Origin of the sequence: Halopseudomonas sabulinigri (genome assembly GCF_900105255.1) — a bacterium.
Taxonomy (GTDB): domain Bacteria; phylum Pseudomonadota; class Gammaproteobacteria; order Pseudomonadales; family Pseudomonadaceae; genus Halopseudomonas; species Halopseudomonas sabulinigri.
This window is the reverse complement of record NZ_LT629763.1, coordinates 3,479,559-3,500,005: the sequence shown is the minus strand read 5'-3', so window position 1 is coordinate 3,500,005 and position 20,447 is coordinate 3,479,559. Positions and strand designations below refer to the sequence as shown.

Below are 20,447 nucleotides of genomic sequence, written 5' to 3'. Positions count from 1 at the left end.
TTGCTCCTCATGATGTCATCAGCGCCCAAACCGGGAACTGTAGGAAATATTTACATTGCCGCCAGACTCACCATCGCCACCCAGCGGCGCCGATTGATAACCGGTGGTAAAGGACAGCTCGTCATCGCCCAGAACCTCGATACCTACCCCGGCGTTAACCGAATAGGTCATGCCCTGCTCCACCCAGTCCCAACCTGCTGCGGTATCCAGCAGCCAGGTGTACTGTCCGCGCGTACGGTTTAGTGCCCCCGGGAAGCCGCGGCGCAACTGGCTGCCCACGTAGAAGCGGCCAACCCGCTCGGGCAGCAGCTCTTCGGTCGTCAAGTCGCCCTGGTTGACCACGCCACCATTACTGCTCAGCAGCGATGACAGGTTGGTCGAGTCGAGGCGGTTGTTCTGCACTTCCAGGCCACTGCGCAGAATCCAGGTGGGACCGCTGAAAAACTGCACCTGGCTGAACTCGACGCTGGCAAACTCACCCGCGCCGATACTCAGGCCCGAACGCGATTCATACTGGCGGTGCTCAAGTGCCCAGTTAAGCTGGTCGCGCGCGCTGAAGCTCTGGCTCACGTTGAGCCAAACTGCATCCTGCTGACCGACAGCGCGCATCAGCCCGGTCTCGCGGCTTTCCCGTTGCCAATCGAGTCCGGCCACCACCTGATCGCGGCCCAGCAACCATTGGCGCGCAATCCCGAAGCCGTTGCGGTCGTCGTCCTGACGTTGGCTGCCGTCCAGGGTGAGGGCGAGATAACCGTTGGCGAAGTTGCGCTCCACACGCAGCGCTGCCGTGGTTTCCGCCCCCATGGCGCCGGTGTCCAGCTGCGAGGCGTGGTAGCGCGCCTGCTGGGCGTCCAACCGCCAGTACCAGTTATCGCCCAGGTAGCGGGCCGCGCTCAGCCGTGGCCCTTCCAACTCCAGCCCGCCGAAGTCATCCTGTGCCCAGCCCACCTGCACGCCCTGCGGGTGCTGCTCGGTCATTTCCAGCGCCTGTCGCCAGAGCTGCTGGCGGACGGCCAGCGGCTGCTCGTCGCCGAGCTCGGACAAGGCATCGCCCAGAGCACGCGACTCGCCGCCCAGACGAGCCAGGGTTTCCACACGCTGCGCCGGATCGATTCGGTCCTCCAGCAGCAGGTCGCCAAGGGTGTCGCGGTTATAGGTACGCAGCGCTTCCTGGACCTGATCGTAGTTGTCGATACGCAGGTTATGCGCTCGCCCCCAGGCCAGCCAGGCGTCTTTCTGCGCTTCCTGGTTGGTTATATCCAGATGGTCAAGCAGCGCCTCAAACCAGAGTTGCAGCATGGACGCGGAACCATCCTGCCAGGCCAGCGCGCGGTTTTTTGCCTGCAGGTGGCTACGTGCAGACATCATCAGCCGCAACCAGGTCTGATAGCCCTGCGGCGTCGCCGCCACGGCGGCAAACTGCGGATGCTTGATCACGTGGGCTCGCAGGCGCTGGGCTGCGGCGGTGCGGTCGGCGCCATCCAGTGCATCGGCGTACGCCGCCAGGCCAAGCAGATCATCCGGACGCGCCACGGTGTAACGCTGATACCAGCGCAGCGCGCGCTCGTTGCGCTCGAGCATCTGGTTAGCCGCGCCCAATGCCAGCCAGAGCGACGGCACCCCAGCGGCCGACCTCTCCCAGGGGGCAACAAAGCGTTGCAGCTGTTTCAGGTTGCGACCATCGACATACAACCACAGCAGCCGCTCGCGCAGCACCAGGTCTGTGGGGTTGTCTGCCAACGCCTGCAGATAAATGCGCTCGGCCTTATCAGTCTCGCCGCTGCGCTCGGCCAGCAAACCCCGGGCCAGCAAGACCGGCAGTTGTGCGCCCATGCCGGCCTCCTCGGCTTCGCCGACCATGGCCGCGAGCTGATCCCACTCCTGCAGGTATTCAGCCAGCTGAATCGCGTCAATCAGCCGCCGGGCATCACCCGAGCGCTGCCAACTGGCATACGCCAATGCCATCGCCCGTTGCGGATCGCTCTGACGATACAGCTCGATCAGTTGCCCTTCTTCGCTCTGGGTCAGCTGCACGCCTTTTTGCTGCATCGTCTGATAGATCGAAGCCAGCTCAGCGTCGCGCTCCAGTTCCCAGGCCAGCGCGGCACGCAGCCGCCAATAGTCCGGATTGAGCTCATCGGGTATGCCGATATCCAGTACCTGCCAGGCGCGTTCGGGCTGGTAGGTATCCCAAAGCACCTCGGCCCAACTGACCCGCTCGGCTACGCTAAGCCGGTGGCCGCGGGCAAAGTTGTCCCAGGTTTGTACTGCAGCCTGTGGCTGCAGGGTGTGTTCCAGAACCTGCAGCAGCTTGACCCAGGCCAGCCGCTGCTGGCCGGCATCGCGCAGGTAGTCACGCAACCAGCGTTCGGCTAGCTCAGGCGTGCCACGCGATTCCTGGGCGTAGATCAACAGTTCCAGTTCTTCGTCGGTGAGCCGGCGGGTGGCCGCTGTGCCGGCCAGCAACTCGATACCCTGATCGTAATCGAACAGCTGCAGCGCGAGCCGCCAAGCCGTCTCACGCACCGCCGGATCGTCTTCCTGTGCTAGGTAGCTCGACCAGTAATGCAGCGCCGCCTCCGGCTCGCCGTGCCACTGGGCCAGCAGCGCCATCTGTTTGAGCATGGGTCCCGTGGCCGGTTCGTAGGCGAGCAACGTCTGGCCGCTTTCCCAGGCTCCGGCGGTATCACCTCGGCTCAGCTGCAGATTGAAGTCGGCGCGCAGAGCGGCCAGATTATCCGGCTCACGGGCTAGCCAGTACGCGACCAATTGCTCGGCCAGGTCGTAGCGCATCGCGCCAACGGCATAGCCCACAGCCTGTTGCAGCCAACTGTCGCTGGGCTCGACATCCGGATATTCGCGCAGCGCCTGCAGGGTATAGCTGGCGGCTTGCCCTGGCTGACCAGCGGCCAACCAGGCGTCGTGTGCCTTGCGAATAAAGAACAGCTTTTCCTTCGGCGTTTGCACCTGTTTGACCAGGCTCTGATAAACCAGCGCCGCCTCGGCGGGGGCGTTGCCGGCCATACTCCAGCGCGCCGCGCGCATCAGCATGGGTTTGCGTTCTGCCGGCAGGCGCTGGGCCAGACTATCAAACAGCCGCGCAGCGATCAGCGGCTCACCCAATTCCAGTGCCAGGGTGGCCAGCGCGCGCTGCTGCTTGATGCCCAGGGCGCTGTAATCCAGTGCCTCCAGCTGCTGGCGGGCGAGTGCCATGTCAGCCTTGTCCTGACGCACGATGGCGACATTGCCGTCCAGCAGTAAATTGTAATAACGCTTGGTCAGCGGGTCGCCGCCTTCCCAGGCCTTGAGATGGGTCAGGGCATCGTAGAAGCGCCCCAGATTGATCAACATCTCGACCAGTTGGGCGCGTAATTCGTCGTTGCCCGGGTCGGCAGCCAGCAGCAGCTCCGCATAGCTGACCGAAACCGCGTCTGGCTTTTTGCCATTCGGCAAGAAGGCGTCCTTGTGCTGATAGCTCAGCGCCAGAACCAGGGCGACCACCGCGCAGCTCAGGCCAAAGGCCCAGGGGCGCAGTAGTGGTATGGACTCAGTTGCAGGCGAGGATGGCATCGCTTACCTCGTGTTGCGCAAGGCGGAATTCAAGCAGCTCGCCACGGCGCTGCGGCTTGAACTCCTTGCCCTGGTAGTTGATTTGGCAATGACCGGCATAACGAACAGCAAGCTGTAACGGGAACTCGCCACTGAAGGAGAACTGCACGCGCTTGTCAGACTGGTAACGCCAGGCGGTCAACGGCAGATTGGCCTGCTCCAGCGCGGGCGCCGGATCACGGCTTACACGGGTTGCCAGCACGGCGCTGTCAGCGCTCAGGTGAACGTAACGCCCCTGTGGCAGGTCGCGTACACCGGCAACCCCTTGCGAGCGCTGCAGGTCTGGCCAGCCCAGCGCCGGATCCAGACGCACGGTACGCATGCCTTGCAGCGCACGCAGCTGCCAGCGGCCATCCAGCGTACGCGCAGCGCTGCCTTCATACAGGCCTCGCACACGACGCAGGTAGTCACCCATCCACAGCGATAACGGCTGCTGCTGATCCATGTAGCGGTAGATGTCATTCATGGCACCGATGGAGGCGAGCTTGGTGCCGGAATAGAAATGGTAATACAGGTTCAGCGCCCGCAACCGGCGCGGCGAATCGGTCAATTCAAAGGTATCTATGACCCGGGAGAAGCCGTAGAACGGGCCGTTCCACAGGTTGGTGTAGAGGTTCTCATTGATGATAGGCGCGTAAATCTGCAAGCCCCCGGCGGTGGGTCTCAACAACGGATAAACACCAGTAAGCGAGGGGTCGGCCTTGGTCAAAAAGGTCTCCGCCCCGTTGACGTTGGCCATACCGCCCTCGTAGGCCATGGCAATGGCTTCGGCTCCCGGCAGCGCGCCACCGCTCCAGAAAATCAGCCGCACTTTCTTGCCCGGTGGCAGCAGACGGCTTTCAATGTAATCGCGTGAGCCGAGAATCTCCCGTCGGAGATCCATTTTTGGATAATTCGGCAACTTCAGGTTCAGACCATAATCCGCCTGAAAACCTTCACGCCGCTGAGCCTTTTCCGGCTCCCAGTAAAAAGGGTGACTGAAGGTGTGGGTAGCGGGCTCGACCTTGGGGTCAGCGAAAATCCGCCGCGCCAACGGCTCCAGCGTATCGGTAAGCCAAGGATACATACCTTTGGCGCCCACCTCGCCTTCAATGACGGAGACGGATGTCAAATAGTCATTGGGCTGGATAAAGGCTTCCAGCACGACCTTGGGCGACAGCGGCGTCCCGCTGATTTCTGCACGCGAGGCAAAGCCGTCGCCGTCGATATGTACCGTCGCGATGCGTCGCCCGTTTTCTGTGGTGGCGTCCAGCCGCGGCATCGGCGGCAGCCTCAACGCCCGCTGCAGAAACGCCAGCGGCTGCAATATCCAGCGGCGATGCGAGGCGCCCTCTTCCAGCAGGTAGGGCGACAGCGCATAGCCACCCCAGGGCATGATCGCCGCCGGCGTGAGCTGGCGCTGCAGGTTGTCGGTAAGCGTCAGCAGCGCTGTGCCGTTGTCGTCCAGACGCTGGATCGCCTGCAGACCTCGGGTTCTGGCCGTGAGCTTGCCCTCAAAGGACCCCATGAACGCCGCGTCATAGTTGCTGATCTGCACCGATTCGATCTGCTGCTGGGCATTGCGCAGCTGCAGACGCGAGAGCAGATGATCCTCTATCGGCAGGCCCCCAAAGAAGGCCAGCGGCACGCCCTCATCAAGGCGTGCGGCGAGAAACCGGCTGAATCGGTTACTCGCTGCCGGAGCGCCGCTGGTCATCCAGAACACTACACCGGCGTAGAGCTCGTCGAAGCGCGTGAGCGGCAAGGTATCGTCTGCCGGCAGATAGTCCACACGGTAGCCGAGGTACTCCAACAGCCCGCCCAGATAAACATGGCCGGGGTTATTCGGCAGTTCCCCTTCGCGGGGGTCATATACCAGGGCAATGCGCCGTGGTTGTACCTCGACACTACCAATCCCGATCGAATCCAGGCCCGGGGTGGAGACAAAGGGAATGTAGCCGTGAGACGCGGCCTTGCGTGCGATTTGCCGCATGGCTTCACGTTGCGCCGGTTCCGCATACTCGATTGCCACGATGGGGATGTTGTGCTCGCGCAGCGGTGTAACCTGCTGCTCCAGCCACAGGCGGTCTTCCCGCGGCACCGGGCGATAGGATTTGCTGGCCTGATCCCAGCCGGCATAAAAGGACTCTACAGCGACTGCATCGGCCAGTGCATACAACTCCGGCAGCACTTCAAAGCCACGATTGAAGAATAGTTTGAGCGCGGGGTACTCGCGGTGAATGCGTTGGATGACGGCAACCAGAGCCGCCTGCTGCTCGGTATGACGCTCACCCTCGAGCAGCGTGAAGCTGTCCAGCGTATCGAGGAACAGTCCGGCATAACCCGCCGCCTGATACTCACCTGCGCGGCGTAACAGATAGTCTTGCCAGGCAGCACTGGACAGGTCCGTCAATTCGCTTTGCCAAGCTTGATTACGCGCACCGACGCGCGCTGCGCCGTCTACCGCGTTGGCGGCAACATCACCCTGATCGATTTCACCGACCGACAGGTAAGCAAATGGCAGGCTGCCCTGCGCGCGGAGAAAGTCGACATCAGCCTGCGCCGCGTTGGCAGGCTCCAGCACCACCCAGTCATACTGCGCCAGCTCCGGCGTAGGTGGGTTTTGCGCATACCAGAACCCCACGCTGGCAGGCGCGGCCGCCACCTGACCGATCAGGCTGAAAAACAGAATCTGGACAAGTGCAAGGTAATACACCCGATTGTTGCCAAACATCCTGCGCATTAAAACTCCCTGGCCAACGCCAGCATGATAGAGGTCAAAACTCGCCTCACTGCTGGCAGCAATAAGCGTGCGTAGCGGCTTTACCCGACAATAATGGCGAAACAGTATCACAGTCAAAAAAACATACAACCCGCGAAAGCCGAGCGCATACTCGCCAAAATGCCGGCACAAGGCAACCCAATAGTGCTGGAATGGGAGAAAACGTGGACACGGAGCCATCAAAGCGACTTTGCGGTCATTTTGATGGCTCAAACGGTCATGCCGAGGACGGGATCAGGGATACCGAAGAGCCAATCAAGGCTTGAGCTTGTAGCCAGTACGGAATATCCACCAGACCAACGTCAGGCAGATGCTCAAGAACACCAGAGTCATGCCCAGGCTTACACTGATGTGTACATCTGCCGCGCCATAAAAGCTCCATCGGAATCCACTGATCAGATACACCACCGGGTTGAACAGCGTCACCGTCTGCCAAAACGGCGACAACATGCTGATGGAGTAGAAGCTACCGCCGAGAAACGCCAGCGGCGTCACTATCATCAGTGGAATGATCTGCAGCTTTTCAAAGCCGTCAGCCCACACGCCAATGACAAAGCCAAACAGACTGAAGGTTACCGCGGTCAGCAGCAGAAAACCCAGCATCCACACCGGGTGTTGAATCTGGTAGTCAACAAACAGCCGCGCGGTGAGCAGCACCAGCAGACCAAGCAAGACTGATTTGGTCGCGGCCGCGCCCACGTAGCCCACCACGATCTCCAACGGCGAGACCGGCGCCGAGAGCACCTCATAGATGGTGCCGGTGAACTTGGGCATGTAGATGCCGAACGAAGCGTTGGAGATACTTTCATTCAGCAGCATCAGCATGATCAGGCCGGGAATGATGAAAGCGCCATAGCTGACTCCGTCGACCTCGGTCATGCGGCTGCCAATTGCAGCGCCGAAGACGATGAAATACAGCGAGGTGGAAATGACCGGCGAGGCGATACTTTGCAGGGTAGTGCGCAGCATACGCGCCATCTCTGCCTGATAAATGGCTCTGACACCGTACAGGTTCATTGCGCTGCTCCTGTGCGCTGTTCATCGCGCCGCTTGTGTACCAGCCCGACGAAGATATCCTCCAGCGAGCTTTGGCTCGAGTGCAGGTCCTTCAGCTCTATACCCGCCTGATCCAGGCGCTTGAGCAGTTCGGCAATCCCGGTTTGCTCGCATTGGGCATCGAACGTATAGACCAGGCTATAGCCATCGTCCGCCAGTTCCAGCGCGTCACTGCGCAGGTTCTCCGGCAGTTGCGAAAGCGGTGACTGCAATTGAATGCTCAGCTGCTTGGTACCCAGTTGCTGCATGAGCTTGTCCTTGTCTTCGATCAGAATCAGCTCACCCTGGCTGATCACCCCGATACGGTCGGCCATTTCTTCGGCCTCTTCGATGTAATGCGTGGTCAGGATGATCGTCACACCGCGCTGCTGCAGCCGGCGCACCATATTCCACATATCGCGGCGCAGTTCCACGTCCACGCCAGCGGTCGGCTCGTCGAGAAACAGCACATCGGGTTCGTGCGACAGCGCTTTGGCGATCAGCACCCGTCGTTTCATGCCACCCGACAGGTCCATGATGCGGTCGTGGCGTTTTTCCCACAGCGACAGCTCGCGCAGTATCTGCTCGAGCAGGACATCATTGCGCGCTTTGCCAAACAGGCCGCGACTCAGTTTCAGTGTCGACCAGACGCTGTCAAACATGTTGTTGGTCAATTCCTGCGGCACCAGACCAATGCGGCTGCGCGCCTTGCGGTAATCGCGTACGTTGTCGTGACCGTCTACCAGCACCTTGCCGCCGCTGGCATTAACCAGGCCGCAGACGATACTGATGAGCGTGGTCTTGCCAGCGCCGTTAGGCCCCAGCAGGGCAAATATCTCGCCGCGTCGAATGCTCAGACTGACACCTTTCAGAGCCTGAAATCCCGACTCGTAGGTCTTGGTCAACTCGCTGATCTGGATAATGTCTTGCACGGATCCCCCGCTTACCGGTGAGGCTGTATCGGCGGGCTGGCAGCGCACCGATATCAAGCTGAGCCACAGCATACGCCGAACCGCTGGTCGATTCAGCCCTGCACTACGCAGGGATAATACAGAGCCCATCAGTTAGCCATTGACCTGCGACAGCCGCTGCGTTAAACCTCAGTTGACACCGTCCAGAGAGACGGCGCGAGCCTCACAATAACAACAACAAAGACAGGATCACGATCATGTGGATGAATCTACTGCTGACGCTGCTGGTTATCCCCCTCGCCCTGGCCAATCTGATCGGCCCACTGCTGGTGCTGCGTACGCAGAAAATCCCGGCGCGCGTGCGTTTCAGTCCGGCAGACGACGCGCGCTTCATGGCTGACCGTGACCCGACCTTCAAACGGCTCGATCAACAGGTGCGCGAACTGGATTTCGACCATCTTGGTTCCTCTGCGTTGCAGAACGATCACACCACCAGCTATTTCTCGCTGTACGCGCACCCGCGTGAGCAAGCCGCGGCCATGCTGGTCACCATGGCGACGGGCAGCAAGAAAGTCACCTACGCCGAGTTCACCCAACTGTATGCCGACGGTACGCTGCTGGACGTACACAATGCGCCAGTGCTGCCGAGCTACCCGCGCATGGACTGCAAGCGCGGGGTTCGGCTGCCGGCGGTGAACGAACTCAAGGTCCTGCTCAATACCCTGCAGGCCTTGCGCGGGCTGTTACCCAATAGCGCAGAAGCGATCCCCTACCCGGGTGATCAGGGTTTCAAGCCGATCGAGGACTTCATCGCCCGCGAATCGGATGAACTGGTTCGCCTGGGATACTGCCACGCCGAGATCGACGACAATGGCAGACGTGCGCTGACCCTCAAAGGCGCCTTGCTGCTGACCTGGAAAAACGCCATACCGGGCAAGCTTATCTTTACCCTGATGGAGCAGCGCTCGACACGCAATCTGCTGACTGGCTCCCATTCCTGAGGGATATATTTCTGCTGGACGCTATTCGCTGTAGGGAATTTCTGCGCAGAATGCTGGGTCACAAGACCCAGCGGCAAGGAGTCCCTTTGTATGTCCACCCAATCCCAATTGCACTACGCCGGCTTCTGGCGGCGCACCCTCGCCAGCCTGATCGACACTCTGTGGATGATGCTGTTGATCACGCCACTGCTGGTGTATTTCTACGGCTGGGAATATTTTGACCCCTACCAGTCGCCGCCGCTGGATGGCACCGCCGACCTGCTGCTGACCTGGGTCGCGCCGGCCATTGCCGTGATCCTGTTCTGGCGCGCCAAACAGGCAACCCCCGGCAAGATGGCCGTGCACGCCCGAGTAGTAGACGCGCGCAGCCTGCAAACCCCGGGCACCGGTCAATTGATCATTCGTTACCTGGGCTATTTTCTCGCCACCCTACCCTTGTGCCTTGGTTTGCTTTGGGTCGCCTTCGACCCGCGCAAGCAGGGCTGGCACGACAAGCTCGCCAGCACCCTGGTGGTATGCAATCCGGCCCCGGCGCCGACCACCGAGCTGCGCAGCGCCGCGGAGGGCCAGGCATGAAAATCTACGGCGACCTGATGTCCGGCAACTGCTACAAGCTGAAACTGCTGTGTGATCTGCTACAGCTGGAGCACGAATGGATTCACGTAGACATCCTGCGTGAAGAAACCCGCACGCCAGCCTTTTTACGCCTCAACCCCAATGCCAAGGTGCCCCTGCTGGAGCTCGATGACGGCCGCACGCTGAGCGAATCCAACGCCATCCTCAACTACCTGGCGAGCGGCTCGGCGCTCTTGCCGCAGGACAGGTTCAGCCTGGCCAAGGTGCTGCAGTGGCAGTTTTTTGAACAGTACAGCCACGAGCCGTATATCGCCGTGGCCCGCTTCATTGGCCGCTATCTGGGGCTACCGGAAGAGCGCCGCGCGGAATATCACGCCAAACAACCCGGCGGGCACCGCGCATTGCGGGTGATGGAGCAGCAACTGCAAGATAACGACTATCTGGTAGACAACCGCTTCAGCGTGGCTGACATCAGCCTGTATGCCTATACCCATGTCGCCCCTGAAGGCGGATTCGACCTGAGCGACTATCCCGCTATCCGCGCCTGGCTGGCACGCATTGAAGCCACCCGGGGCTACCAGCCAATGCCGACCAACTGACACCGACAAGGAGCCGATCATGACTTTCCGCGCGCACCGCCTGAGCCAGCCACTCGGCCTGCTTTGCCTGCTGCTGAGCAGCGAGCTGATTGCCGGCGAGCGGCTGCTGGTGACTCCCAGCTATCAGTTGAAGATGGACTCACGCTGTACAGAGGGCGAGGTCAGCTGCGCCCACTACACCCTGCAGGGGCGTGAGCGCCACAGTGGCGAGCCGCTGATGCTGCAGGGCCGTAGCATGCATACCACCTGTGCCGATGGCGAAACGCCTTGCCGCTTTTTGGGCTATCGCTTCGACGCGCCCGAGCGCAGCTTTCTGATCACCGAAGATGGGCTGCTCAACATCTATCTCGGCGACAGCCTGATACTGCACGAGCAGGGACGTTGGGAAGACGAGCCCGCGCTAGAGCGCGAGCGGAACCAGTGACAACACCAGCAGCAGTGCCACGCCACCGTTGAATACACGCAGATTGCGCGGACGCTGCAGGAAGCCGCGCAAATGCGCACCACACAGCGCCCAGAGCGACACACAAGGCAGATTGACCAGGGCGATCACCAGCGCAATCAGCAAGACCGTCAGCAGGCCGCTGCCGGGCACGAAATAGAGACTGAAGGCACTGACCGCCATCACCCAGGCCTTGGGGTTGATCCACTGGAACGCGACCGCGCCCCAGAAACCCAGCACCCGCTGCGCGCCCGGCGTGGACTCTGTCGGCGTTGGCGCCGCAGCTGTCGCCACCCGCCAGGCCAGATAAAGAAGATAGGCCGCTCCGCACCACTTGAGCCATACGTACAGCGACGGCCAGCGCTGAAAAACCTCGCCCAATCCGCCGCCCACCGCCAGTAGCATGACGAAGAAGCCAATCCAGACTCCGGCAAGGTGCGGCAGGGTGCGCTGAAACCCGACATTGACGCCGGACGTCAGCAGCATCAGGTTATTCGGACCCGGGGTGATCGAGGCAACGGTAGAAAACAGCACCAGCGCCAGCAACAGTTCGCTGTTCATGGGACACCCGTAAATGACTAGGTGCCCAGCTTAGGCAGGCCGCTTCAGCCTCACAACGTACAGCTAGGGAGTAACAGTTTGCGCACGCAGTTCTGCCTCGGGCAGACACACCGCGTAGCGATGCAGAAAGACGCCATTCACCGTACGCAGCAAACCCGGTGTAATGGCCTGAAAATGGTCCAGTGCACTGCGCCGCTCGTTGTGGGTAGTCAGTTTCTGGCTATCGATCTGTTGTTGCATCTCGCTGAACAAGGGTACGAAGGGCTGCAGATCCGCCAGTCCCTGTTGGCACTGCGATGTCGGCGGCAGCTCGGCAAAATCCTGCTGCAGCTCCGCCAACTGTTGCTCAACCACTTTTTGGCAACGCTTGAGCAGTTGCAGCATTTGCGCATGCAGAGCCGGCATGTCGCGCTGCAGATTCACCGCGCCCGCCACTTCCGATTGAAACGCCCGCAGTGGCGCCGCGCAGGTGGTTTCGGCATTCAGTTCAGGCTCAGCCACCGCACTCGGGCTCGCGCCCAGGCAGAACAACAGCAAACCCGATACGGCATGCCTTCCCAACCAGTTGATCACATTGCGCTCCCTCTCCAGTCCAAGGCGGCGATTCTAACCAAGCTGCGCCGAGATGTACCGAGATTCAGCACACACTTCGATGTGCTGCAGTCAAAAAAAGGTCGGCGGATGAAAATCTGCCGACCTTTTGACACAACGATGAATACTCAGACCGCGGCCAGACGGTAACCGTAGCGTGGGAAATGCACGTGCAGCAGACCGGCACGTTCGTCTTCACGGGCAATGATGATTTCCTCGGCGCCCTCGTACACCAGCGACCCCGCCACCTCATCTGCGCCGTAGTCCACCGCGCTGACTGTCACCGCTTGTCCGCTGGTAAAGCCGCCGGGGCTGGCAATAGCATCAGTTGGCAGCGCTGTCGGCGCGGCGTCGCTGGCAATACGGATAGCCTCTTCTGCCGACAGTTCACTGGCTACACCATGGCCAATATCTGCCATGCGTTGCATCCAGCGTTGTACCGCCGGGTAGCCATCCAGAGCGCTCGCCACCGCCGCGTTGCTGCCCACAAACCACAACGGGTGATAGTGGGCAAAGTCGGCGATACACGGGTAATCACCCAGCAGAAAATCGCCATCGCGCTGAAGTTGCGTCTCCAGCCGGCTCAGCAGAGCGGGCCATTGCGACAGCGCAACAGCGCCATCCAGACGGCTGGCAGAACCCTTGGCAAACAGCGCCATACGATCGGCCATGAAGCCCTTGATCACCTGCTCGGGTAAACCGGCAAAGCGCTCGGCCAGCCCCTTTGGCTGAAAGTTGATCGCCACGCCGTGCTGGAACAGCACCTGGTCGGCAAACTGGGCCAGCCCCATGGCCGCCGCCTCTTGGCCCTCCGGGAAGAGCTGGGGGGTCGCCTTCTCCTGCTCCAGGCGCCGCGCGATCATCGCGGTATCGCAATAGATGTCGGCTCCGACCTGCATCACCGGCGTGCGCCGATAACCGCCGGTCAGTGCGGTTAAATCCGGCTTGGGCATGACCGAAGGGATCATCACCGAATGCCAGGACAGGCCCTTGAAGCCCAGCATCAAACGCGCCTTCTCGGCGAAGGGGGATTGCGGGTAGTGGTGCAGAATCAAATCACTCATGCTCTGTCTCCGGTTGGTTTGCGCCCAGCTTAGACGCTGAGCCCGACGCTGCACAGGGCTTCGCGCCGGCAAATTGGTGATCATCGAACTGACTGATGAGTCGTTCCTTGGCCCGTTTGGCCAGCGCCTTGATCTGCAGCTCCTGGCGCAGGGCATCGCCGTGCCCTGCGCAGCGCTGCCACCAGACCAGCGCGCTGGCCGGGCTGCGATTGAAAAAGCGCGCACCCTTGCCACTCAGGTGTTCCCGGAAGCGGCGCTCAGGGTCTATGCTGATTCCCGTATACAGATGGCCGTTCTCCGCGCGCACCATGTAGACCCACCAGATACGCACTGCCAGCTCCGGCGGCGCAGAAGGGTCAACAGTGGTCGCGGTATCGGTAGGCATAGCAATCATTTCAGGAAGTGAAGGGTCATGTTCGTACAGATATTCAGTACCGGCGGCACGCTGGACAAACTCTATTTCGACGCGCTCAGCGAATACCAGATCGGCGAGCCCATCGCCGGCGAGCTGCTACAGCAGGCGCGGGTCGGCTTCGACTATAACATCGAATCCCTGACCCGAAAGGACAGCCTGGAGCTGGACGATCGCGACCGCCAGCTGATCCATGACAAGGTAAGCGCCTGCCCCTATGAGCACATCCTGATCACCCACGGCACCGACACCATGACAGTGACCGGCGCCGGCTTGGCTGATATCAGCGGCAAGGTAATAGTGCTGACCGGCGCCATGCAGCCAGCGCGCTTTCGCGACTCAGACGCGCTGTTCAACCTGGGGCTGGCCGTGGGCGCCCTGAACTGCATGCCGCACGGGGTGTACGTCGCCATGAGCGGACGGATTTTCCCGGTCGATCAGGTACGCAAGAATCGGCTGGCCGGGCGGTTTGAGGAGCGCTAAGCAGCAAGCAGCAACGGGGTAATTTCGGCGACGGGTCGTCAAGTGTTTCTAGTCGCGATTTGCTGCCATGCGTAGCCCCACGTTAAATCCACGCGATTCACAACCGCGCGGGTTCAACTTGCAACTTAAGGCTTGCAGCTTGCAGCTGCGAAGCCGGCGTCAGCCCGTCCCGCCCACGGTAATCTGATCGATCTTCAGAGTCGGTTGCCCTACTCCTACCGGTACCGACTGACCATCCTTGCCGCAAACGCCCACACCGGTATCCAGTTGCAGGTCGGTGCCGACCATGGAGACGCGATTCATTACCTCTGGGCCGTTGCCGATCAGCGTGGCGCCCTTGACCGGCGCGGTTATCTTGCCGTCTTCGATCAGGTAGGCCTCGCTGGTAGAGAACACGAACTTGCCGCTGGTGATATCCACCTGGCCGCCGCCCAGGTTGGCGCAGTAGATGCCTTTCTTCACCGAGGCAATGATCTCCTGCGGGTCGCTTTCCCCAGCCAGCATGTAGGTGTTGGTCATGCGCGGCATTGGCAGGTGCGCGTAGGATTCGCGGCGGCCGTTGCCGGTCGCGGCCACGCCCATCAGCCGCGCATTCAACTTGTCCTGCATGTAGCCCTTGAGGATGCCGTTCTCGATCAGCGTGGTGCAGTTGGTCGGCAATCCCTCATCGTCCAGCGTCAGGGAGCCGCGGCGGCCTGGCAGGGTGCCGTCGTCGACGATGGTACAGAGGCTGGAGGCCACCTTCTCGCCGACCCGGCCGCTGTAGGCCGAGCTGCCCTTGCGGTTGAAATCACCCTCCAGACCGTGACCGACCGCCTCATGCAGCAATACGCCGGACCAGCCCGGCCCCATGACCACCGGCATGCTGCCGGCCGGCGCCGCTACCGCCTGCAGATTGACTGTCGCTTGCCGCACCGCTTCACGGGCGTAACCCAGCGCGCGCTCTTGCGCCTCGAAATACTGATAGTCGGTGCGCCCGCCGCCACCGGAACTGCCGCGCTCGCGGCGGCCATTGTGCTCGATGATGACGCTGACATTGAGACGCACCAGCGGGCGGATATCACCCGCCCAAGTGCCATCACTGGCGGCAACCATTACCGTATCGTGCACGCCACTCATGCTCACGCTGACCTGGGTAATGCGCGGGTCCAGGCTGCGGGTGTAAGCATCAATGCGCTGCAGAAACGACACCTTGTCGGCCTGCGCCATGACGTCCAGCGGGTTGTCCGCCACATACAAGGGTGTGCAAGCCGGGCGCTGCCACGCCTGCACACGGCCGGCCTGACCGGCGCGGGCAATCGAGCGCGCAGCCCCCGCTGCCTGACTCAGGGCGGCCAGGCGAATATCGTTACTGTAGGCAAAGCCGGTTTTCTCGCCGGACAAGGCGCGTACGCCAACGCCCTGATCAACATGAAAGCTGCCATCCTTGACGATGCCGTCTTCCAGCACCCATGACTCGCTGATCTGATGCTGAAAGTACAGGTCAGCCGCGTCCACCCCAGGCGCTGCGACCAGGGTGCCGAGCACACTGGCCACCGCATCCGGCGTCAGATCGGCAGGACGCAACAGGGCGCTTTCGGCTTGGCTGATTAGATCACTCATTCTGACTCGACTCCTTGGCGACCGGCTGCGGTGCGGCAGGCGGTGCAAAACGGCGGTGTGCGGTAATGGGCATACGCTGGCGAACGTCGCACAGAAAATCGCGATCCAGCTCGCCGCTAATAACACCCGGCCCCTCGGGCAGTTCGGCGATCAGCTCGCCCCAGGGATCAACAAGGCAACTGTGCCCGAATGTCTGGCGACCGCCCGCATGGGTACCAGTCTGATTGGCTGCCAGTACATAACATTGGCTTTCAATGGCTCTGGCACGCAGCAGTACGTGCCAATGCGCAGCGCCGGTAACCGCGGTGAACGCGGCCGGCACCACTATCAGTTCCGCGCCGGCCAGGCGCAATCCCTGATACAGCTCGGGAAAGCGCACATCGTAACAAATACTCAACCCCAGTCTGCCTACCGGTGAGTCCAGGCACACCAGTTGATCGCCAAAGGCGTAATCATTCGACTCACGGTACGTGCTGTGGCTATCGCTGACATCCACATCAAACAGGTGCAGCTTGTCGTAACGCGCCACCTCATGCCCCTGCTCATCCAGCACCAACTGGGTTGCCATGGGTTTGCCGCCGGACTCACGCGGCAGCGGCAGGCTACCACCGATCAGCCAGATACCGTGCTGGCGGGCCTGCTCGGCGAGAAAGCGGCGAATGGGGCGCTCAGGGCCAAATTCGGCGGCGGCAATGGCGGCCAAGGAGCGATTACCCAGGGCAGCAAAACACTCAGGCAACAACACCAGTTCAGCACCCTGCTCTGCCGCCTGGGCGATCAGTTGGGCCGCCTGTTGCAGGTTATCCTGCACCTCTGGCTGGCTGGTCATCTGGATTGCGGCAACACCTGACATAGCATCCATCCTTCCGCGAGCGGTTCATTTCTGCAGCGACCCGGTCACTGCGCCCTCATTCACCCTCAAGCGCGGCCTTGTCATCAAAGGCGCGATCAAATTCGACGTTGGGCTGCTTCCAGTCGCCGCTTACCTTGTATTTGACCGAGGCAAAGCGCGCGACCTTGTCGCCGAGAATCTTGTCGGCCAGAAAGAGCACGCCGCCGATCTGCGGCGCGCCGGCAATCAGGGCGGCTAACGGCAGGTTGTTGGTCACCGGCAGGGTAACCAGCACCCCAAGATCCACCGTATCGCTGCGCATATCGAGATTGCCCTCAAACTGCATCTTCACGCCGGGACCTTCCAATACCACCGGCTTCTCGCTGTGCAGCACGCCGTTATCCACGTAAAGCGCGCCGTCCAGCGTATCGTAGGCGGTGCCCTTGCTGAACAGGTCGGAGAAGTCCAGCCGTAGACGACGGGTCAATGAGTTGAAGTTCAACAGACCGAACACACGCAGCGCCTGGGTACTGTTATCCCCACTCTGCAGCATGCCGTTGCGCGCGGCAACCTCCAGACTGCCGGAAGAGCGGCGCAGGCTGAACATCGCCGGGGAGCCGGGCCAGTTCAACTGGGCCCCGGTGGTAAATTTCTCACTGGTGATGGTGGGCGCGTACTCCCAGGCCGTCAGCACCTGACCGATATCCTCGGCCGACACAGTGCCTTCAAATACCGTGTGTGCCGGTTCTTCCCGCCAATCCATGCTGCCCTCCACCTTGAGGCCGCGTAAATCAAGCGACAATGAGGGGATGCGCGCACCCGTGGCATCCGGCCGCAAGGTGAAGGCTACCGCCCCCAAGGGGCCGCTGGCCAATGACAGCTGCTCGATCGTAACGTCTAGCGGCGGCAAGGTGGATGGGCTGACGTTCTGCAACGGATCTACCGGGTCGGTTGCCGGCGCGCCACCGTCGGGCTGCATCGCCGGCAGCAGTTCAGCGGCCTGCTGTTCGGTTGCCGCCAACCTGAGCCGTTGCAAGGCGATGTCGATCGGTTTGGCTGCATCATCAGGCAGCACAATACGTCCCGCCACGTCGGCTTGAGTCAGGTCCAGGCGCCAGCCTTTTCCCTCCCGCTGGACGCTCGCCTGCAGGTCGCTCAGCGCCAGACCAAAGCCGGTGAAGTGTTCCGCGGTAATATCGGCGCGGCGCAGCAGCTGCGCAGAAGGCGCTGCGCTTCCTGCTCCGGCGGTGCCTGGCAGACCTTTCTGCCATTGCTGCCACGCGTCCCAGTCCAGACTCGGCAGTTGCGCGGTGACCAGCATGCCTGGCACCACGGGCATAAGCGCTTCGCCACTGCGAAACCGCAGGTCACCGGACCATTGCTCGGCTTGCCGCAGCAAGCGCGCGTCCAGGCCGTTGGCCGCGGTCACGTGCCACCGTTGGGTGCCGCCAGCAGCCAGTTGCAGTGCCAGGCTGGTATCCAGTGCGGTTTCGGCGTCCTTGCCCAAAGGCGCCGGCAGTGTAAGGGCAACCCCCTTGAGATCGCTGGTAACCAGAATCTGCTGTTGCTGCGCGGCAATATCGACCTCGGCCTGCCAGTTGAAGCTACCCGTGGCCAGCCCTGCCGGAACCGAATTAGCCAGCGGCCAGCTGCGCAGCTGCTCGACACTGTGCTTGCCAGAAAGCGCCAGATGCTGCTTGCCCTGCTCCTGGCTCAGCTCGGCCTTGACCGCCGCACCGAGAAAGCTGCCGGTCAAACCATCGGAGCGCAGCCCTTGCTCGCGACTATAGGCAAACTTTCCTTGCAGCTGCCGTAGCGGCGCCTGTAGCTGGGGAATCAACAGCCGGTCGGCCGTCATCTGCCAGCTAACGTCGGCCTGGGTTTGCGCCTCCTTGTTGCCGCCTTCCAGCGGAATACGCAAGGCCAGGTGGCCCTCCACCTGGCCGGCGCCCACTGTCCAGCCGGACAGCGGATCTTTGCTCAGTTCGCGCAGCGGGGTTTCCTGCATCACTTTCAACGCATCGCCGACCGGCCCGACAAAATCCGATGCTATGTTGAGCGCCAGCGGCCCGGTGCGGTTCAACAGCTGCGCCGTGACCCGGGTGTTGCTGGCCTGCGTCTGCCACAGGCCGGCACGCTGCCCGCGTATGTCCAGCCTGCCGCCCTGCAGACGCAGATCGGCATCCACCTCGGTCAGCAGCGGCCAGCCATTCTGGAACAGCATTTCGCCACCGCGCAGTTCAGCATAAAGACCCAGCTCGCGCTCATCGGCGCCAGCGTCCTTCAATAACGAGCCCTGGTAACTGAAGATCGCCAGCGGCACCTGCCCGCGCAGTCCGCTGGCGCCCAGCCAGGTCGCCAGCGCCGGGTTGAAGGCCGGGGCCCTCAGCGGCAGGTACCGGCGGTGATAGATAGCCTGCGAGTCGCGCAGCGCCACCCGCAGATCCATGGTCGGCGTATGCCCACTGGGTGGCAGTTGCAGGTCGAACTGCGCAACGCCCTTGCCCTCTTCCCCGGCCACCGTCATGCCGCTGGTGCGCAAGCGCAAGCCCTCATCCCGCGACCAGGCCCAGTTCAGCGCGCCCTGAGCGCTATCGTACTGCCACACTTCAGGGAACAGGTGCGGCAGCTGCATGCTCCATTGCTGATTGTTCACACGCAGCTCGCCAGCCTGCGCAGACCCCGCAATGCTGCCGGTGACGCCCTGCAGCATAGGCGCGTTGTGGTAGGCCTGAATGCCCACCTGCTCAAGCAGCGCGCTGAAGCGCAACGCCTCGATATCGGTCGGCGCGCCGCTGCCCGACAGGTGCAGATTGCGTATCTTTCCCTGGGGCGCCAGTGTGGTAATGAGTTCAGCCATTGGTGGGTGATCGACAAAGCGCGGCGCCCAATCGCGCAGGCGATCCAGCGACAGCCGATCCACCGCCAATGACCAATCGCCGGTCGGGCTGCGCTCAGCCTGCGCCCGCATCATCGGCCACACCTGCTCGTCGATGCGCAGGCTGAAATCCTGTACCAGCAAGCGCTCGCCAGCCTCGGTATGGCGATAGGAGAAGCGGCCGAAAACATCCTGCAACGGCGGCGAAGTCGCGGTATCAAAGCGCACCTGCGGCGCCACCAGCGTGCCCTGCAAGCGCTGCAGCCGCTGATCCTGCCATCTACCCCAGAAACGTCCACCGGCCGTCAGTTGCTGCAGATGGCTACGCTGCAACCAATCACGTGGCAGCCAGCGACTCCAGTCACTGGCCGGCAGTTCGAGGAAGAAGCCCAAGGAGAGATCGGCCAGGTTATCGCTGTCGAGCAGACCGCTGACTTGCCAGCGCACCAACTCCCCGTCAGGCAGGCGCAGGCGACCGTCCAAGCGCTGCCAACCGGCGCCGTTGATGAGGGTCAGCTCGCCCCGCTCGAACTGCCAGCGCGGCTCATCGTAGGGGCTGACCGATATTTCAGTGTTCAGCAGGGTAATGCGGTGCTGCTCGCGCAGTATTTTGACTGCCTGCTCCAGCCCGCCCAGCGACTGCGACTGCTGGCCCAGCCCGCGCAGGTGCCAATGGCCCTCGGCATCCTGGCTGACCGATAGCGACAGCCCTTCGATTTGCAGTGCGTCCATGACCAGGCGCCGGTGCCAGAGACTCTGCAAGAGATTCAAACGCGCGGTAACGTTGTCCAGGGCAAACAGGGTTGGGCTGTAGGGTTCGGCATCGGCATGCACCTGCAAGCCACGCAGCCGAAAAACCGGCTGCGCGCCCTGCATCTCTGCCTCCAGCCGATCCAGCTGGATGTGTCTGCCGGTCAGGCTTTGCGCCTTGGCGACCAGCTCCGTCTGGTAATTGGCCAGCGCCGGTACGAACTGGCGCCCCAGACTCACATAGGCGGCCGCCAGCAACAGCCAGGCGACCAGCAGCAGGATCAGGCCGTTAAGCCCCTGTTTCAGCCCGCGTTGCCATTGCACCCGAGTTACCAGCTCA

16 protein-coding genes are annotated in these 20,447 nt (G+C 61.9%); 5 read left to right on the top strand and 11 right to left on the bottom strand.

Translation table 11 applies throughout. From position 1 onward, the window contains the following. Nucleotides 1-18: 18 nt before the first annotated feature. The 4 genes from BLU26_RS15890 to BLU26_RS15875 all read right to left on the bottom strand — a co-directional run bounded on the left by BLU26_RS15890 (nt 19) and on the right by BLU26_RS15875 (nt 8,337). Nucleotides 19-3,570, bottom strand: a complete 3,552-nt coding sequence (locus BLU26_RS15890; RefSeq protein ID WP_092287833.1) for a tetratricopeptide repeat protein — start codon at nt 3,568-3,570, stop codon at nt 19-21. Continuing rightward, nucleotides 3,548-6,331, bottom strand: coding sequence for a bifunctional glycoside hydrolase 114/ polysaccharide deacetylase family protein (locus tag BLU26_RS15885; protein WP_092287832.1), 2,784 nt, complete (start codon nt 6,329-6,331; stop codon nt 3,548-3,550). Before BLU26_RS15885 ends, BLU26_RS15890 begins: the two co-directional genes overlap by 23 nt. 294 nt (nt 6,332-6,625) lie before the next feature. Beyond that, on the bottom strand, nt 6,626-7,387 hold the full coding sequence (locus tag BLU26_RS15880; protein WP_092287831.1) for an ABC transporter permease: 762 nt from the start codon (nt 7,385-7,387) through the stop codon (nt 6,626-6,628). Continuing rightward, the gene (locus tag BLU26_RS15875; RefSeq protein WP_197674499.1) at nt 7,384-8,337 is read right to left on the bottom strand and encodes an ABC transporter ATP-binding protein; all 954 of its coding nucleotides are present in this window, start codon (nt 8,335-8,337) and stop codon (nt 7,384-7,386) included. Before BLU26_RS15875 ends, BLU26_RS15880 begins: the two co-directional genes overlap by 4 nt. A gap of 236 nt (nt 8,338-8,573) precedes the next feature. Between BLU26_RS15875 and BLU26_RS15870 the strand changes: the two genes are divergently transcribed. The 4 genes from BLU26_RS15870 to BLU26_RS15855 all read left to right on the top strand — a co-directional run bounded on the left by BLU26_RS15870 (nt 8,574) and on the right by BLU26_RS15855 (nt 10,916). Further along, a complete protein-coding gene (locus tag BLU26_RS15870) occupies nt 8,574-9,317 on the top strand; it encodes a hypothetical protein (RefSeq protein ID WP_092287829.1) in 744 nt (247 codons plus the stop codon). A 90-nt stretch (nt 9,318-9,407) separates the two neighbouring features. Further along, nucleotides 9,408-9,893, top strand: a complete 486-nt coding sequence (locus tag BLU26_RS15865; protein ID WP_092287828.1) for an RDD family protein — start codon at nt 9,408-9,410, stop codon at nt 9,891-9,893. Further along, nucleotides 9,890-10,492, top strand: a complete 603-nt coding sequence (locus BLU26_RS15860) for a glutathione S-transferase family protein (RefSeq protein ID WP_092287827.1) — start codon at nt 9,890-9,892, stop codon at nt 10,490-10,492. Before BLU26_RS15865 ends, BLU26_RS15860 begins: the two co-directional genes overlap by 4 nt. 19 nt (nt 10,493-10,511) lie before the next feature. Further along, nucleotides 10,512-10,916 carry a hypothetical protein gene (locus BLU26_RS15855; RefSeq protein ID WP_092287826.1) on the top strand — a complete coding sequence of 135 codons (405 nt, stop codon included), beginning with the start codon at nt 10,512-10,514 and terminating at the stop codon, nt 10,914-10,916. On the opposite strand, the gene BLU26_RS15850 is transcribed toward BLU26_RS15855, so the two are convergent. From BLU26_RS15850 to BLU26_RS15835, 4 genes are all read right to left on the bottom strand, one after another. After that, complete coding sequence (locus tag BLU26_RS15850) at nt 10,893-11,495, bottom strand: LysE family translocator (RefSeq protein ID WP_092287825.1); 603 nt, start codon at nt 11,493-11,495, stop codon at nt 10,893-10,895. The genes BLU26_RS15855 and BLU26_RS15850 overlap by 24 nt on opposite strands. A gap of 63 nt (nt 11,496-11,558) precedes the next feature. Continuing rightward, on the bottom strand, nt 11,559-12,068 hold the full coding sequence (locus BLU26_RS15845) for a hypothetical protein (protein WP_092287824.1): 510 nt from the start codon (nt 12,066-12,068) through the stop codon (nt 11,559-11,561). A 146-nt stretch (nt 12,069-12,214) separates the two neighbouring features. After that, entirely contained in the window at nt 12,215-13,150 is a 936-nt protein-coding gene (locus tag BLU26_RS15840) for a glutathione S-transferase family protein (RefSeq protein ID WP_092287823.1), read from the bottom strand. Continuing rightward, entirely contained in the window at nt 13,143-13,460 is a 318-nt protein-coding gene (locus BLU26_RS15835) for a GIY-YIG nuclease family protein (protein WP_407920356.1), read from the bottom strand. Before BLU26_RS15835 ends, BLU26_RS15840 begins: the two co-directional genes overlap by 8 nt. A 102-nt stretch (nt 13,461-13,562) precedes the next feature. Here BLU26_RS15835 and BLU26_RS15830 point away from each other — a divergent pair, with 102 nt between their 5' ends. Continuing rightward, the gene (locus tag BLU26_RS15830; protein ID WP_092287821.1) at nt 13,563-14,045 is read left to right on the top strand and encodes an asparaginase domain-containing protein; all 483 of its coding nucleotides are present in this window, start codon (nt 13,563-13,565) and stop codon (nt 14,043-14,045) included. A 159-nt stretch (nt 14,046-14,204) separates the two neighbouring features. On the opposite strand, the gene tldD is transcribed toward BLU26_RS15830, so the two are convergent. Genes tldD through BLU26_RS15815 form a run of 3 tightly spaced genes read right to left on the bottom strand, consistent with a single transcriptional unit; the run spans nt 14,205 to nt 20,431 of the window. Next, nucleotides 14,205-15,647 (bottom strand): metalloprotease TldD, encoded by a 1,443-nt coding sequence (gene tldD, locus BLU26_RS15825; RefSeq protein WP_092287820.1) that lies wholly within the window; start codon nt 15,645-15,647, stop codon nt 14,205-14,207. Continuing rightward, nucleotides 15,640-16,500, bottom strand: a complete 861-nt coding sequence (locus tag BLU26_RS15820) for a carbon-nitrogen hydrolase family protein (protein ID WP_092287819.1) — start codon at nt 16,498-16,500, stop codon at nt 15,640-15,642. The genes tldD and BLU26_RS15820 overlap by 8 nt, the downstream gene beginning before the upstream one ends. Nucleotides 16,501-16,555: 55 nt before the next feature. Further along, a complete protein-coding gene (locus BLU26_RS15815) occupies nt 16,556-20,431 on the bottom strand; it encodes a YhdP family protein (RefSeq protein WP_157719383.1) in 3,876 nt (1,291 codons plus the stop codon). Between the last annotated feature and the right edge of the window lie 16 nt (nt 20,432-20,447).